At 69.6% G+C, this 15,749-nt stretch carries 15 protein-coding genes, 1 tRNA gene and 1 pseudogene; 13 read left to right on the top strand and 4 right to left on the bottom strand.

Annotated elements, in window-relative coordinates; all coding sequences use genetic code 11:
- Window positions 1–42 precede the first annotated feature (42 nt).
- The 3 genes and pseudogenes from E4099_RS35155 to E4099_RS07590 form a co-directional block, all read right to left on the bottom strand.
- Window positions 43–840 (bottom strand): annotated as a pseudogene (locus E4099_RS35155) (IS5 family transposase).
- 168 nt (window positions 841–1,008) lie between these two features.
- A complete protein-coding gene (locus tag E4099_RS07595) occupies window positions 1,009–1,941 on the bottom strand; it encodes a phosphotransferase family protein (RefSeq protein WP_135338180.1) in 933 nt (310 codons plus the stop codon).
- Window positions 1,880–3,427 carry a helix-turn-helix domain-containing protein gene (locus E4099_RS07590; protein WP_245244658.1) on the bottom strand — a complete coding sequence of 516 codons (1,548 nt, stop codon included), beginning with the start codon at window positions 3,425–3,427 and terminating at the stop codon, window positions 1,880–1,882. Before E4099_RS07590 ends, E4099_RS07595 begins: the two co-directional genes overlap by 62 nt.
- A 188-nt stretch (window positions 3,428–3,615) precedes the next feature.
- On the opposite strand from E4099_RS07590, the gene E4099_RS07585 reads away from it, so the two are divergent.
- The 11 genes from E4099_RS07585 to E4099_RS07535 all read left to right on the top strand — a co-directional run bounded on the left by E4099_RS07585 (window position 3,616) and on the right by E4099_RS07535 (window position 12,566).
- On the top strand, window positions 3,616–4,089 hold the full coding sequence (locus E4099_RS07585; RefSeq protein ID WP_135338179.1) for an ATP-binding protein: 474 nt from the start codon (window positions 3,616–3,618) through the stop codon (window positions 4,087–4,089).
- 586 nt (window positions 4,090–4,675) lie between these two features.
- Window positions 4,676–5,056, top strand: a complete 381-nt coding sequence (locus E4099_RS07580; RefSeq protein WP_135338178.1) for a hypothetical protein — start codon at window positions 4,676–4,678, stop codon at window positions 5,054–5,056.
- Window positions 5,056–5,442: a hypothetical protein gene (locus E4099_RS07575; RefSeq protein WP_135338177.1), complete on the top strand. Its 387-nt coding sequence runs from the start codon at window positions 5,056–5,058 to the stop codon at window positions 5,440–5,442. The genes E4099_RS07580 and E4099_RS07575 overlap by 1 nt, the downstream gene beginning before the upstream one ends.
- Complete coding sequence (locus E4099_RS07570) at window positions 5,439–5,717, top strand: DUF7848 domain-containing protein (RefSeq protein ID WP_135338176.1); 279 nt, start codon at window positions 5,439–5,441, stop codon at window positions 5,715–5,717. The genes E4099_RS07575 and E4099_RS07570 overlap by 4 nt, the downstream gene beginning before the upstream one ends.
- A gap of 479 nt (window positions 5,718–6,196) precedes the next feature.
- Window positions 6,197–7,054 carry a sugar phosphate isomerase/epimerase family protein gene (locus E4099_RS07565; protein ID WP_135338175.1) on the top strand — a complete coding sequence of 286 codons (858 nt, stop codon included), beginning with the start codon at window positions 6,197–6,199 and terminating at the stop codon, window positions 7,052–7,054.
- Window positions 7,051–7,986 (top strand): Gfo/Idh/MocA family protein, encoded by a 936-nt coding sequence (locus tag E4099_RS07560; protein WP_135338174.1) that lies wholly within the window; start codon window positions 7,051–7,053, stop codon window positions 7,984–7,986. Before E4099_RS07565 ends, E4099_RS07560 begins: the two co-directional genes overlap by 4 nt.
- The gene (locus E4099_RS07555) at window positions 7,934–9,160 is read left to right on the top strand and encodes a methionine adenosyltransferase (RefSeq protein WP_135338173.1); all 1,227 of its coding nucleotides are present in this window, start codon (window positions 7,934–7,936) and stop codon (window positions 9,158–9,160) included. Before E4099_RS07560 ends, E4099_RS07555 begins: the two co-directional genes overlap by 53 nt.
- Window positions 9,161–9,374: 214 nt before the next feature.
- Window positions 9,375–10,034: a hypothetical protein gene (locus tag E4099_RS07550; RefSeq protein WP_245244657.1), complete on the top strand. Its 660-nt coding sequence runs from the start codon at window positions 9,375–9,377 to the stop codon at window positions 10,032–10,034.
- The gene (locus E4099_RS07545; protein ID WP_135338172.1) at window positions 10,031–11,083 is read left to right on the top strand and encodes a glycosyltransferase family protein; all 1,053 of its coding nucleotides are present in this window, start codon (window positions 10,031–10,033) and stop codon (window positions 11,081–11,083) included. Before E4099_RS07550 ends, E4099_RS07545 begins: the two co-directional genes overlap by 4 nt.
- A gap of 2 nt (window positions 11,084–11,085) precedes the next feature.
- Complete coding sequence (locus E4099_RS07540) at window positions 11,086–11,814, top strand: coenzyme F420-0:L-glutamate ligase (protein WP_135338171.1); 729 nt, start codon at window positions 11,086–11,088, stop codon at window positions 11,812–11,814.
- Window positions 11,811–12,566 (top strand): NAD-dependent epimerase/dehydratase family protein, encoded by a 756-nt coding sequence (locus E4099_RS07535; RefSeq protein ID WP_135338170.1) that lies wholly within the window; start codon window positions 11,811–11,813, stop codon window positions 12,564–12,566. The genes E4099_RS07540 and E4099_RS07535 overlap by 4 nt, the downstream gene beginning before the upstream one ends.
- A gap of 250 nt (window positions 12,567–12,816) precedes the next feature.
- Here E4099_RS07535 and E4099_RS07530 read toward each other — a convergent pair.
- Window positions 12,817–12,901 (bottom strand) — tRNA-Leu (locus E4099_RS07530).
- Between the two features lie 326 nt (window positions 12,902–13,227).
- On the opposite strand from E4099_RS07530, the gene fdhD reads away from it, so the two are divergent.
- On the top strand, window positions 13,228–14,082 hold the full coding sequence (gene fdhD / locus E4099_RS07525; RefSeq protein ID WP_135338169.1) for a formate dehydrogenase accessory sulfurtransferase FdhD: 855 nt from the start codon (window positions 13,228–13,230) through the stop codon (window positions 14,080–14,082).
- Window positions 14,083–14,217: 135 nt separating this feature from the next.
- Window positions 14,218–15,489, top strand: coding sequence for a serine hydrolase domain-containing protein (locus E4099_RS07520; protein WP_135338168.1), 1,272 nt, complete (start codon window positions 14,218–14,220; stop codon window positions 15,487–15,489).
- Window positions 15,490–15,749: the final 260 nt, after the last annotated feature.

Genomic DNA, 15,749 nt, shown 5'->3' with positions numbered 1-15,749 from the left:
GGTCTTTACCTCTCCGGGCACGACTAGGCATTTTCGTTTGCCTCATCGGGCGGACCAAAGGAAGATGCCCGCAGTATGGAGTCCTGCTAGGTAGGTGGTCGCGGTCTTCTCGTAGCAGTGGCGATCCCTCGCCACTGCTACAAGCGGTTGATGCACCGCTCGAGTTTTGCGCTGCTTGTACACCTCACAGTCGAAGGCAGGTGGCCGGCCGCCGCGGCTGCCTTGCCTTCTCAAGTGCTCGGGGATGGCGCGCGAGGAATATGCCTTGTCCGCCAGGACAACGTCCGGCCTGGTGCGGGGCCGCCCTCGGCGGCGGGGGACTCGCACACGGGCCATCACCTGCGTGAAGGCAGGCACGTCCCCGGCCTGTCCGGCGGTGAGGACGAAGGCGAGCGGCTGGCAGCGTGCGTCAGCTGCCAGATGGATCTTCGTGGTCAACCCACCTCGAGACTGCCCGATGGCGTGGTCGACCGGCTCGCCGGCAGGAGCCCTTTTTGCGGGCCCCGGCCGCATCCTGGTGAGCCCGCAGGATCGTGGAGTCCACCGAGACCGCCCACTCCAGGTCCTCGTCGGCATCCGCCTGAGCGACCAGCACGGTGAACACCCGCTCCCAGGTGCCGTCGACGGACCACATATGCAAGCGGTTGCAGATCCCCGCCAGTTGCCATACGGCTCCGGCAGGTGCACCCACTGCGATCCGGTCTGGAACTTCCAGGCGATCGCATCGATCACCTGACGATGATGCCGTCACCGACCACCCCGCTTCGGCGTCCGGTCCGGAAACAACGGCTGGCTCCGCGCCCACTGGGCATTCGTCAACGACACACCCGGACCAACGATCCGACGATCGGAGAGTGGCGAGCTAATCACCCGAGAAGGGGATGCGCAGGGCTCGGTCTGTAAGGCAGCGCCGCGCCCAGGCCAGCAGTGTCGTAATGATCTCAAACCCGTGCGCCTGCAGCGGGAGGTAGGGGCGGTCGGACGGTAGCAACTGGCAGTCTCCATGACTCACAAAATGCGCCATCGGAGCTGAGTATCTCCGTCGTACAGTCCCTTTACCCGACGTTCAACCTCTGTCACGCTCCCCGGGGAATGCATTGCCTTTCGTGCGTTCGTCGTGATCATTCGGAGTTCCCGAATACGGCGGAGCGTGTGAAAGCCAGCCCACTGCGTAATGTCGAATCCATATGATTCGGCGAAAGCCAGGTAGTGGCTCTTGCTGTATCCGAAGCGCCTGCAGTGCACCTCTATGGTGACCAGGTCCCATTCCGGCTGACCAATCGCCGCAGTGTCCCAGTCGCAGAGCAGCGCCTCTCCCTCTCGAGCGTGAAGGGCATTGCGGTGCTGTGGATCCCCTTGAACTACCGCTTCTGAGAAGATGAAATCGACGTCCTTCAGACTTGCTTCTAGGTGGTCGGTTTCCTCGGATAGAAATCGACGTGTGGCCGGCGAGAGTGATGTAGTGAAATTGATTGACCGGCGGATGGCGCGGATATTGTCGTGCTGAGGTAGATCGAATTCTGGCTTAGGTAGATGATGCAGAGAAAAAAGGGGCTTTGCTAGCCGCTCGGCGGGCACGGGGTGGTTCGGCTGAGGAATATATGTCCAGAACGTTGCCGCGTGGCCATCAATGATCAGGGGCTGGTCGATGGGATGCAGGGGTGCGGTTGGGAATCCGAGGTCCATCAACCAGCGAGTGAACCGTACCGTACGCTTCACATTTCCGATGGGGGTGCCGCGGCGGGCGATCTTCACAACGACGAAAGCCTTGGGCAGGAGAATAACTGCGTTGGTGTGGCCCCGCATGAGGCGCGCGTCAGAGCTGTCCAATCCCACCCTTGCGCAGGCGCGCTCCAGGACTTTCTGCATCTCGCGTTCGTCAAAGCCGCCGTGGATTGGTACTTGTGCTTTCGTTGTTGTGGATTTGGGATCGCTGTGCATATGGGGTGCTTCCACTTCCGGCTGGGGGTAGGGTGAGGATCTCACCGAGTTCCTTCGCGGCGCGGCTGCGCCTTATCGCGGGCGGTAGGGCCTGGATGACATCACGAGCTCGCTCTTCAACAATGTGGGTACGGTGAGCGGGGATAACCCTGAGATAGGTTGTCCCCGCAAGCTCGCAGGCCTCGATTGGGTCTCTGTCCCGGGCGAGGCAGATGGCCTTTTCCAGGTGAAGCAGTGTCGGATCGATGCCTGCTTGTGCGGGGTACAGTTGCAGAGCATGAGCCTGTGCTTTGTGGGCTTGACTAATGAGTCCTAGGGCTGTGTAGGTACCGCTTTGATAGAGCAGTAGCCGGCGCTCGGGGAACGCGAAAGCGTCATTCTCCGGACCGACCTCGCACTGCTCAAAGATCACGACGGCGTTCCGGATTGCCGCTGTGGCGCCCTCGACGTCGCCCAGCCTGGCCAAGGCGCGCGCTTCGGCAGCTGCGGCCAGTGCGCCGGTAGCACAGGGTCGACTGCGGCAAAGCATGCGTGCTTCGCGGGCAAGTGTGACCGCGGCTTCGATCGGTCCGTAGTAGAACGGCAACATAGCCGCTTGAACCCTGACCCTGGCGCGCAACTGCCGGTTCCCGCTGTCATCGGCAGCGTTCTGGGCGGTGTCGTACCACGCCCGTGCTCTCACCAGATTGCCCAGCTTCATAAGGCTGTCCGCAATGAGGGTAGAGAGTACGGCTGTCAGCTCGGATAGTCGTACTTGGATGACCGCAGGCTGGCGTTCTGAAGCCAGTTCATTGACCTCCTCCAGGTAGTCAAGAAGTAATCCCACCATCGGCTCGGGCGGGGTGCAGGCATACTCACTGCGCAATCCGAAGATGCGGGCGTCGAGACGGTCAACCTGGACCGGGCTCACGGTGGAGGCAGCGAGTGTTCGGTTGACTCGTCGTCTGGCGGCATCAAGGCGATGTGTGGCCGAAGAGGCGTTGCCGGAGGGGCGGTTGGAGGGCAGGGTGGAAGGAAGGGAGAGATTCTGAGTATGGCGTCCTGGTGATGGCTGTGCGTGGGCCACGAGGAATTGATCGAAGCCCAGCTCTTCGGGGCTGCACTCGTAAAACTGGCACAGAAGTCGGACTGTTTCCGGCTTCGGGGTCACATCGCGGGTTTCCCAGCGTCCCAGTTGGATTCCGTCTGGGCGAGCCCCGTTCCCTTGATGTGCGGCGAGGTGGCGTAGAGCCTCAGCTACCGTCTGCTGGGTCAGACCTTTGGCCATGCGGTATGCACGGAGCTTGCTGACCGAGCAATGATCACGAATTGCCTCGGCGATCTGGCTGATCGACCAGGATCGAGCCTCACCATCAAGGCGAATGCGCTTCGCACAGGACGGCCTGTGCTCCGTCGAAGAGCTTCCCATCGCAGGCTTCCCTCCACCATGACTGAGATCGAGCGTAGTCAATGGCTGTGGCGTCGCGACAGTGGAACTGCGGCTCATCACACCTTCGCTTGGCGATCTGTACGTGCATCTGTGATGCGGCGCAGATCTGTGCTGTGGGTCGCTTGCCGCGTTCCGCCGCCTGGTGGACGCTTCCTTCCCTCGCAAACTGGCTCATCGGCTGAACCGTCAGCGGAAGCTTCTCATTCAAACCCGGAGAGCTGACGGGCTATCACGAGGGGAGGAACATGAAGGTGGCGACACTCTCGCTCGACTGCCTCTTGGAACGTGCCGTAACCGTGGGAGTCAAGGTCACCCCACGTGGTGAGCACGGCACGATCCCGGAGCAGGACGGGCGCCGCATCAGCCAGATGCGCCAGCTCGCCAAGACCCTCGTCAACTGTTGCGGTCTAACCGAACTGGCCGATGACGTGGAACTTGTTGTGTCTGAACTGGTCACCAATGCCATCCAGCATAGCCGCGGCACACGGATCACCATGGGGCTACAGCTCGTTGGTCCAACTCTTCGGGTTGTCGTAGTCCACGGCACCCAGGAGCGGCCTCGGCTCCAGCGCACGGATGACAGCTGTGAGCACGGTCGCGGCCTGTTCCTGGTGAAGTCGATCACTGCGGAGCACAACGGTTCCTGGGGCACGACTTGCGACGGCACCGCCACCTGGTGCGAGTTCTCCGCCAGGAGACCTGAAGGCACATCGCGATGACTGCCCTGCCAGCGGGGAGGCTATCGCCGCCTGCTGGATCCCGGTGTACGCAACCGCTGGGCGTCAGCGCTCTGGGACGGGGCTTGGCCGGGGCGCACGACTGGGAGCCGCCCAAGCGAAGTGACCGCTGCAGGACGAGGTAGCGGCCCCCGGAACTCCTGAGCCTGCTTCGTCCACCGCTGTGGCCTCATCACCCCGCTATCCGAAGAAGGACAACACTGTGACCCTCTACGCCGTGCCGACCCTTCCTCCGCCTCCCCCGCAGATCGTGTGCTCTGGCATCGTCCGCGACCAATCGGGCCGCGTCCTCGTGGTCCGGCCGGCAGCCGGCAGCGGGTGCTACCGGCTGCCCGGTGGGCTGGCGCACCTGGGGCAGCCGGACCCGACGAGCACCGAGGTGGCGTGTCGGGACGATGTGACGGTCAGCGCACCCTTCGTACATGGATCCGACCATGACGAATACCGCTGTTCCTACCTGACCTCTTCAGGTTCGGGCCGAGGCGCAGAACAACCCGGGCGACCACCTCACCCCGGCCGCCGGACCGGATCTTTGACATGCCTTCTCTGGCACTGCGGAGGCCACCCGGTGAGCGCGAGATGGAAGCCTCCGCTGGGGCTGGAACCGCAGCTGCAGCAGGCCGGCGAAGCCTGGAAGGCCGTACGGGTGCCGGTCGAGATCGGCGAGCGGATGATGACCCTGCTCGGTGATGAGAGCGGCGCGGTGGTCCGGGACCAGAGCATGTACTGGTTCATCCCCGCCGAGACGACTTCCCGCCCCGCCCTGGACCAGGTAACCGTCCTGCCTCGGCGTCCGGAGGATTCCTCGTACGTCTGCATGCCGCCAGTGCACTGGACCCGGGGCACGGGATTCCGCTGGCGCATGCCGGTCAACCGAGGTCTCACCCCTGGCGACGTGCTCTTCGTCGCCGCCCGCATCGCCCTCAACACCTCTGCGCTGGAGACGTGATGACTCGCATCCCCAGCTGGCTTTCCGACCGGCGCGAGCAGCTGAGCACGTGGTGGCAGATCCGCGCCCAGTTCTCCGCACCGATGCGCATGGTCAGCCCCCGGCGCCGCCGAGCCCACCGATACGCGTCCGAAGTAGATATGGACGCCGTGTTGGAGCGCCTCGCGCTGGAGAAGCTCACGCGGGACCTGCGACGCGACTGGTTCCGCCGCGCGACAGGCCGACTTCCGGCCGGCGTACGCGACCAGGCGCTCAAGCAGCTCGAACAGACCCCGGATCACGTACTACGCGAGCGCGAAGCCGAGCTTCTCGCCTGGATACACGGAGACAGCAACGAAGCTGCGACTCCCCAGGGCAGCGATGCCAAGGGAGGCGATTGCGAGTGACCACGACCCGCATGCGGTACGTCAACATGCACCTCGGCCCCGACCCGTGCATCATCCAGGTGCACTGCACTACCTGCAACGCTGCCTCCACCCCCGCGCCCGAACAGTTCCCCGGCGAACAGCGGAACAAGGCCGAGGAATGGGCGCTGGCGCACACCGGCAGGGCAGACGCGGAGGGACGACACCACACCGGCTACCGGGTCGAGGTAACGATGTTCTGGAGGGTCACTCCGTGCGAGGACATCGACCCCCCGCCGGGCGGCCTCCCCTCGTAGCCCGGCGGGCTGGCGTGGTCGTCACCTTCCGCACCAGCCCACCCCGTGCCAGCGGGTGCCGATCAGCGTCAGCCGAACCGCTGGCGCAGCCCCCTGCTCCCGGGGCGCCCCGGGAGCAGGCTTCCAGGCCGCGGGCAGGCGGCCGGATATCCCAACCCCACCGGATACCCCCTGCTGCCTGCCCGCCAGGGTCGCCGCCGGCATCGCTCTCCCCACCGGCGGCGGCCCGTCAACCGCTCACCGACAAGAGGCATCCATGCGATCCGACGATCGCCCACACGGTGCTCCTGGGCCAATGCCCGGACCACGGACCGGCTGAGGCGAGGCCGCCGACGTGAGCTGATCACCAGACCGGGCGGGTGCTGGTGACTCGGACCGTGCCTAGCGCACCCGGGCAGCGCCCGCCCCAGGGCCGTCTTGGCGACCCATCTCGGCCGCCAACGGCCTCCACCACCGCCCTACCGAAGGAGAAGACGGCCATGAACGCACGCTCGACAAGCACGCTGGTACTCAACCCTGACGAACTTGGCCCCAACCCGGCGCCGGGCATGGACCTGGCGGTGAAGCTGGGCATCGAGCATCTGGAGATTCGCTCGGCCGGGGGCGCCAACGCGGTGACCCTGACTGCCGACCAGTTGCAGCACATCCGTGCCATGGCCGACGAGCGCGGCCTGGAGGTGGCGGCGCTGGCATCGCCGCTGTGGAAGTGGTGCCGGCCCGAGGCGGCCCCCGGAAGGGTGGACACCTTCGGCTTCCCCACCCAGGTCCCGCCCGAGGAGAGGCTGGGCTGGGTCGAGCGGGCGATTGAGGCCGCTGCCATCCTGGGGGCTCCTCTCGTGCGGGTCTTCTCCCACCTGCGCGTGGCGGAGGAGTTGACCGAGCAGCTGCTCGGTGACCCGCTGCTGGCCAAGGCACTGGAGCTGGCACAAAGGGCCGGGGTGCGGTTGCTGCTGGAGAACGAGCCGGTGTGCACCGTCGCCGACGCCGAGCCGCTCCTGGAAGTCCTTCACCGGTACCACGAGCAGGGCCTGGGGCTGTGGCTAGACGTGGCCAACCTCCATGAGGTCGGCCAGGCCACCCCTGACGTGGTCCGCGCCCTGGCCCCGTACGCGGGCTACGTGCACGTCAAGGACTACCGGCCCGCCGACGGCGGCGGACGGCAGTTCTGCCCGGCCGGTGAGGGCGTGGTCCCGTACGACGAGGTGCTGCCGCTGCTGCACGCCGCCCGCCCGGCGCTGCCGTACGCGCTGGAGACCCATGTGCGTGACACCCCTGCCGACGCGCTCACCGCCGGGGCCGCGTTCCTGCGCTCTGCCGTCCCGGGCGGCGTGGCGTGAAGCGGGTGCTGCTGGTCGGGGCCGGGGAGGTCGGGGCCAAGCACCTGACCGCCCTCGCCGGCGCTCCCGGCCTGGCGGTTGCCGGGATCGCCGACCCCTCCCCGCGCACCGCTGTCCCCGGGGGTGTCCCGGTGTTCGCTTCCTGGCGGGCTGCGCTGCGGGCGGTGACACCGGATCTGGTGGTGGTGGCCGCCCCGCCCGGAACCGCGCTCGCCGCGGCCCGGGGCGCCGCGGCGGCCGGAGCCGCTGTGCTGGTGGAGAAGCCCGCCACCACCGACCCCGCCGCCCTGACGCCCCTGCCGGGTGACGAGCGAATCTCCGTCGCATTCCAGCCGCACTTCGCCCCCGGCCTCGGCGGGCTGCTCGCCGAACGACCCGCCGTCATACGGGCCGAGGTGACGCTGGCCGTGCGGCGCGATCCCGACTACTTCCGCGGTTGGCGGCGCACCTACGCCACCGCCGGCGGGGTGCTGCATCAGCAGGCCATCCACGGCCTGGCCCTCGCCCTGCGGCTGCTGCCCGGTGATGTCGAGACGGTCGACGCCACGGTGGTGCACTGCCGGGACTTGGCCGAGACCGAGGACCACGTCACCACCACCATCACCCTGACCGGCGGGGCCACAGTGCACGTCGACGCCCGCGTCGACCACCCCGGTCCGCCGATCCACGAACTCGTCCTCCACTTCTCCGACGGGCGCCGACTTCAGGTGCGCGGCCGGAACCTCGAAGCCGGCCTCGGTGTGCTGGCCGACGCTCCCACGCACGAGGAACTGCGGCGCGCGATGTACGCCGCGGCCCTGGAGGCCGCCGACGGCCGTCCGGCCCACCCCTGTCTGTTCCCGCTGACGGCGCTGCGGCGCCCACTGGAGGTGATCGACCGTGTCTACCGCGACGCCCGTGTGGTCCGCGCTGCGCACGCCGCTGCCGCATGAACTGCCCGTCGAGGTCGTCGAACGCAAGGGCATCGGCCACCCCGACACCCTGGCCGACGGCATCGCCGAGCTCGCCTCCATCCGCTACAGCCAGCACTGCCTGGACGTGGCGGGGGCGGTGCTGCACCACAACCTGGACAAGGTCGCCGTCCTCGGCGGCCGGGCCGCCTTCACCGACACCGACGGCGTCTACGATCGCCCGCTGAGGGTCGTCTTCGGCGGCCGGATCTCCACCAGCTTCGACGGCCGCCCGCTGCCGGTGCGGGAGATCCTCCAGCAGGCGGCCGTCGACCACCTACGTACCGCCCTGCCGGGCTTCGACCGCGTGACGCTGAAGGTCCGGCACGAGACGACCGACTCCTCCAAGTTCCCCCACTGGTTTGTCCCTCGCTGCCTGGACGATCTGCCCGAGCGCCCGAGAGCGTTCTCCAACGACACCGCCTACCTGGTTGGCTCGGCCCCGCGCACCGCCACAGAGACCGTGGTGCTGCTGGCCGAGGCGTGGTTCCGCCGCCTTCCGTGGGCGGGCAGCGATATCAAGGCCCTCGCCGTCCGCGACGGCCACCACTGGACGGTGACCGTGTGCGTTCCCGCCCTGGCCGGGCACCTGACCAGCTCCGCCCAGTTCGACGACGCGGTCACCGCCGCCGCCGGCGAGCTGACAGAGGTACTTGCCCAGCGGCTGCCGGGCCGGGTGACGGTGGTGTGCAACACCCGCGGCAGCCGTACCGGACCCCTGTCCGGGCAGTACTTCACGTTGTCGGGGTCGGCCGTCGACTACGGCGAAGACGGTCTCGTGGGTCGCGGCAACGCCCGCACAGGCGTGATCAGTGGCGCCCATCTGGCCGGGAACGAGGCGACGTTCGGGAAGAACCCGGCCTACCACGTCGGCAAGGTCGGTGGCTGGCTCGCCGACACCGCCGCCCGCGCGGTGGCCGCCGAGTTCGGGCCGTGCCGCGTCGCGCTACTGTGGCGCAACGGCGCCCCGTACGACGAGCCCGCCTCGACCGAGATCACGACGGTCAACCAGGTGCCGCCCGGGGCGGCCGAGGAGCTGGTGCAGGCCACACTGTCCCGGACGGACTGGGTGGAGGACCTGCTGGCCGGCTGCTACCTGCCGAGGGTGGAGCCGGTCGAGCAGCTGCTGGCCGAACTGCGTTGGGCTGCCGGATGAGCGTGCACCGGCTCGTGACCGGCCACGTCTCTGCCCGCCTCGCCCTGCCCGAGCAGCTGGACACCACGGCCGCGCGAGCTGCCGACCGGGCCCTGCCCGGCGGCTGGACCCTGACTGCAGGCCACGCGACGGAGGCAGCGGATGTCGAGGTCACCACGGGGGCCGCGGCCGTCACCGTCGCGGGGGCACCGTGCACCTTCGGCTGCCCCGGGCTGTGGCCGCCTCGGACACGCTGGCGTACGTCACCTACACCGCTTTGGAGCGCGTCCGGCAGCAGCAGAGCAAGCTCACAGTGCACGCCACCGCACTGATCGCGCCCGACGGACGAGCGGTGCTGCTGCTCGGCTCGAAGGCGGCGGGCAAGACGTCCACCGCGCTCGCCCTTGCTGAGCGGGGCTGGACCCATGCCGGGGACGACCTGGTCGTCCTCGGCGAGAGCGGCGAGGGCACGGTGGAGGTGTGGCCGGGCAGGCCCACCGCCGCCGTCCGCGATCCGGCCCGGCCCCTCGCGCCGAAGCCCCAGCGTGCCCTGGAGCCGTTCGCCGCCGGTCCGGGCCCGCTGGCCTGGGTCGTGCGCCTGGCTGTTCACCCTGTGCTGGTCACGGCGTCGCTGACACCCGCGCTGCCGCTGTCGGTGAACGAGCGCCTGCGGCTGCACGAGATGCTGGCCCGTTACATCTCCGGCCTGCCCACCCCCTTGGGCGGTGTCACCGGGGTTCCGTACGGGCCTGTGTGGCCGCTGGACACCCCTGCTCTGGCCCGCTGGCGCAGCCGCCTGATCGCCGCCATGGCCAACTGCCGGTTCGAGTACCTGCACGCGCCCAGCCCTGAAACAGCCGCCGATCTGCTGACCAAGGAGGCCGAGGCGAGATGAACACCGCCGCGATCCTGCCCAGCCGCAACGAGCCGGCCACTATCGCCGCCGTCACCACCGCTGTCGACGCCGCCCTCGGAGACACGGGCGCGGTCATCGTGCATGCCGACTCGTCCGACTCCCCGGAGACCGCCGAGCGCTTCGCCGCCACCGGCACCGGGGCGGCGACAGTGCCGCTGACCGGTCTGGTGCGGGGCAAGGGCGCCCAGATCCTGGCTGCCGCCCGCTGTCCGGACCTCACCGGCGCGGATGCGGTGCTGATCGCCGACACCGACACCCGGAACCCCGATCCGGCCGTCTACGCGGCGCTGCTGGAACGCGTACGGGCCGGGGCCGCCTTCGCGATCGCCGACTACCCGCGGTACTGGGACGAGGCCAACCTCACCAACCACCTTGCCCGGCCGCTGATCGCCGCCACCACCGGCCACGACGTGCCCCAGCCGCTCGCGGGGGATCTCGCCCTGTCCCGCGAGGCCCTGGACGCCGTCCTCCGCGCCGTCGAGGCATTGCCCTCGAAGGTGTCCGCGTGCGTGGACGGCTACGGCATCGACGCGTTCCTGCTGCTGACCGCCGCCACCGTCGGCCCCCTCGTTTCCCTCCGGCTCGACGAGCCCAAGCAACATGCCGGGTCCTTCCCCCACCTCCCCGCCATCTACCACCAGGCTGTCCCCGTCCTACTGCACCTGACAGCGACATGCGCCCCGCCACCGGTCCCGCCGGGCAGCGGACCAGCGCTCTACCGGGCAGCCGACCGCCACGTCGAGGCCGCCCGGCTTCAGCCCATGCTCACCACGCTGGACAGCTTTGGCCCGTACCTCGGCGGATACGATGAACAGCCGTGGCCACTGCCCGCCGCAGACGCCTGGCACGCCGTCAACTCCGGCACACCGGCGCCCGACGCGGCCCATCGGCTGTGGCCACACTACGTACGGCGCGTGACCGACTGGCTGACCAGCGGACAGCACGCCGCCACCCGGCAGCGAGCCGAGACGCTCGCCGCCGCGCACGCCCGCCTGCACACCGCCGTCCTCACTCCCACAGGAGCCTGACGATGACCGCCGCCCCGACCTCCGGCTTCTCCGCCTTCGCCGTGGAGCCCTTCCCCGAGATCCAGCCGGGCGACGACCTGGCAGGTGCCATCAACGACGCCCTCACCCGCACCGGCACCGAGCTGCAGGACGGGGACGTAGTGGTAGTGGCCTCGAAGGTCGTGAGCATCGCGGAGAAGCGGTACGTCGACCTCGCCAGTGTCACGCCCCGCGCCGAAGCCCTGGAACTGTCCGCCAAAACAGGCAAGCCAGCCGAGATCGTGCAACTGATCTTGGACTCCAGCGACAGCTACTTCCTGGCCACCGAGAAGGGCCCCATCATCGCCCGGCACGCCCTGGGCTTCCAGCTCACGTCGGCCGGGATCGACCGCGCCGGCGCCGAGGGGGCGTGGCTGCTGCCGGTGGCCCCGGACACCTCTGCCCGCGCCCTGCGCGACGCCCTGATCACCTCCACCGGTGCCCAGGTCGCCGTGGTCATCGCGGACTCCGATGGCCGCGCCGACCGGCGCGGGGCGACCGTCATCTCCATCGGCGCCGCTGGAGTGGCGCCCCTCCGGGTGACAGAGCACAGCGGCAAACGGCAGGAGGAGACCTTCACGGACCTCATCGCCGCGGCGGCCGGGATCATCCTGGGGCAGCGCGGACGTGGCGCCCCGGTCGCCGTCCTGCGCGGCATCGCCTACGCGCCGAGCGATGAGGGTGTTTCGGCGATGCTCCACCACCGGCCGTGACGCTGCTGATCACGGGGGCCGCCGGGACCATCGGCACCCGGCTGGCAGCCGACCTGGCCGCCCAGGGCGTTCCGCTCCGGCTTCTCGACCAGCGGCCTCTCACTGACGGGCCGCCCGCAGGCGCCGAGTTCGTCCAGGCCGACCTGCGCGACCTGGACACGATCGAGAAGGCCACCACCGGGACATCTGCCGTCGTCCACCTCGCGGGGATCACCCAGGAGGGGCCATTCACCGAGATCGTGGAGCACACCATCACCGGCACCCACCACATCCTGGAGGCCGCACGCCGCCAGCGGGTGCCACGGGTGGTGCTGGCCAGCAGCCACCATGTCACCGGCCTGAACCCCGTCGGCGCCCCAACCGAGCCGCTGGCCCCGGACAGCTTCTACGCCGTAGGCAAAGTCGCCGTCGAGGCCCTGGGCCACCTCTACGCCCACAAGACCAACGTGCAGGTCGTCGCCGTCCGCATCGGCAGCTTCCGCGACCGCCCCGCCGAGCCCCGCCACCGGGCGACCTGGCTCAGCCCCCGCGACGCCACCGTTCTGCTCTACGCCGCCGCTACCCGGCCCCTGACCAGCCCGTTCCTCACCGTGTACGGCACTTCCGGCAACCGCGAGTCCTGGTGGCCGCGCACCGGTTGGGCCACCCTCGACTACCAGCCCGTCGACAACGCCGACCACCATCCAGATCCCGGACCGCTCACCGACCGCTTCACAGGGGGCACTTTCGCCGACTGCGACCTCCCCGAATAGAAGCGTGATGAGGCACTCGCTCGCCAGCAGCTCGCCGCCGTAGCCACCGCGCAACGCGAGATCCTCGCCGAGGAGCAGATCGCCCAGATGATTCAAAGTGCTGGGCGGCATGACCGCCCGTCTCCAGGCAGCGGAGCCCCAGCGCAAAGCACCCCTCTATGCCGACCTCGGCCTGCAACTGTTCTACGACGCGAAAACGCGGATCGTGACTGTTGAGTCACAACCCGCGCCCGTCATGTGCGTAATTGCGTGTCCGAGGGGGGACTTGAACCCCCACGCCCGATAAAGGGCACTAGCACCTCAAGCTAGCGCGTCTGCCATTCCGCCACCCGGACGAGGTGAACTCCGCGGGGGCTTCCCCGCGGCGACAGACATAACAATAGCAAGGTTTCGGAGTGCGTTTCACCTGGCTAACCGCCTACCCGGCGCCCATAAGACCAGCTTATGGGTATGGAGCGGGCGAGGGTGAAGGGCAACGTTCCGGCCGTGGCGGGTACCTCCCGGGCGGGCGACCACGCGCCGGCCGCCCTGGGCAGGCCGGTGCAGCACAATGGGGCGGGACGGTGGCCGCAGCGGGCGGGCGCACCGCTGACCGGGGCACAGCCCCGGGGCCAGGGCCGCTTGGGCCACCCGCAGGGACAGGAACCGGGGCGGAGTCGACATGGGACGGGTCACCGAGCGGCGGCGGGTCATCCGGATCCGGGACGGTGCGGTCAGCGCCCGGCCGGACACCCTGGTGGCCGAGGAGCCCCTGGAGATCCGGCTGAACGGCAAGCCGCTGGCGATCACCATGCGCACCCCCGGCGACGACTTCGCGCTGGCCGCCGGCTTCCTGGTCAGCGAGGGCGTGGTGGGCCGGGCGGAGGAGCTGGCGAACATCGTCTACTGCGCCGGGGCCACCGCGGACGGCGGCAACACCTACAACGTGGTGGACGTACGGCTGGCGCCCGGCGTACCGGTGCCCGACATCACGCTGGAACGCAACGTGTACACCACCTCCTCCTGCGGGCTGTGCGGCAAGGCGAGCCTGGACGCGGTGCGCACCACGGCGCGCTGGCCGGTGGGCGACGAGGAGCGGACCCCGGTGCGCGTCTCCCCCGAGACGCTGTCCGTGCTCCCGGACCGACTGCGCGCCGCACAGCGGGTCTTCGACCGGACCGGTGGCCTGCACGCCGCCGCGCTGTTCACGCCGGACGGTGAGCTGCTGGACGTACGCGAGGACGTGGGGCGGCACAACGCGGTGGACAAGCTCGTCGGCCGGGCCCTGCGCGAGGGCCTGCTGCCGCTGGCCGGGGCGGTGCTGCTGGTCTCCGGCCGAGCCTCCTTCGAGCTGGCGCAGAAGGCGGTGATGGCGGGCATTCCGGTGCTGGCCGCGGTCTCCGCGCCCTCCTCGCTGGCGGTGGACCTGGCCGCCGAGACCGGTCTGACGCTGGTGGGCTTTCTGCGCGGCGCCGCGATGAACGTCTACGCGGGCGAGCACCGGATCGCCCTGGGAGACGCGGTCGAAAGCACCTGACGGGCGAGCGGCCGCGGCTACGGGGGTGGGGACAACCCCACCTTGGGGACGGCATCGACCGGGGGATAACACCACCCGGAAACGGGGGGCTGCCGCCATGGTCCGCAACGCCTGGGGCGAGGAGGCTGGTGAGCCATGAAGAGTCTCGCCGAACGTCCCGCGCGGAACGCGGGGTTGCGTGCCGTCACCGTCCTCGCACTGACCGCCGCGCTGGCCGGCACCGTGGCCGCCGCGCCCGCCGGGGCCCGGCGCGCTCCGGCGGCGACCGGCGGAGCCCACGGGGGACCACCGCCCGCGCAGGCCGAGCAGCGGCGGCTGCAGCGAGCGGTGGAGCGGACCCTGCGGGATGCCGGCTATGTGAGCGTGTCGGTGGAGCTGCGCCAGGGCCGCCGCACCTGGTACGCGCAGGCGGGTGAGGCGGAGTTGGGTACCGGGCGCCCGGTACCCCGGCACACGTCCTTCCGCGCCGCCAGCGTGACCAAGACCTTCGTGGCCACGGTGCTGCTGCAACTCGCCGCCGAGGGCAGGGTCTCGCTCGATGACACCGTGGACCACTGGCTGCCCGGCCTGGTGTCGGGAAACGGCAACGACGGGCGCCGGATCACCCTCCGCAACCTGCTCCAGCACACCAGCGGGCTGCACAACTACCGGTACGCCGAGGACGTCGGCAACACCGCGGCGGACTTCGAGCGGACCAGGTTCGACCATGTCGGCCCGGAGCAGCTGATAGCCGGGGCCCTGCGGCACCAGCCGGACTTCCCGCCCGCGGACCCCGCGGACGAGGAGCCCGACTGGCACTACTCCAACTCCGGCTATGTGCTCGCCGGCATGATCATCGAGCGTGCCACCGGGCGGAGCTGGTCACAGGAGGTGCGGGACCGGATCGTCCGTCCACTGCGGCTCACCGACACCTACGACCCGGGCGACGACGCCTCTCTCCGCGCCCCGCACGCGCACTCCTACTACCGGTTCCCCGGTTCCACCGGCTGGACGGACACCACGGTGCTCAACATATCCAGGGCCGACGCCGCGGGGGCACTGGTGAGTTCGGCGCGCGACCTGGACACGTTCTTCACCGCGCTGCTGGGCGGCCGACTGCTGCCCGCCGCCCAACTGGCCGAGATGCGCCGGACCGTGTCGCTCCCCGAGGAGTACGACCAGATCGCCCCCGGACTGCGGTACGGCCTGGGGCTGATGCGGCAGCCGCTCAGCTGCGGCGGGTTCCGCTGGGGGCACACCGGCGACTCCGACGGCGGCACGATACGGACCGGCCTCACTTCCGACGGCCGGCGGAGCGTGGTGGTCTCGGCGAGCGGCGGCTCGGAGGACGAGGCGGAGACGCTCCGGGCCGAGCGAGCGGTGCAGCGCCTGGTGGACCAGGCGCTGTGCGGTCCCGGGCCGAGCTGAGTCCCGAGGACCAGGCGAGGCGTGGTCCGGAGCGCGGTTGCCAGCGGCGCGGGGCGCGGGGCGGCCCCGAGGGCCGGGTGAGGCCCACGGGCGGGCGCAAGGCGCGGCAAAGGGCAGGGCGACGGGCGAAAGCGGCGCGGGACGGGAAGACCCGAGGGCCAGGCGGGACACCCGGGCGGGCGCAGGCGCGTGGCAAAGTCCGGGGCGCGCTCGAAGGCGGCGCGGGGCGGCCGGGAAGGCTTGAGGGCCGGGGCGAGGCC

Origin of the sequence: Streptomyces palmae, assembly GCF_004684805.1 — a bacterium.
GTDB lineage: Bacteria > Actinomycetota > Actinomycetes > Streptomycetales > Streptomycetaceae > Streptomyces > Streptomyces palmae.
Note: the sequence above shows the minus strand (reverse complement) of the source record. Positions and strands in the feature narration are given on the sequence as shown.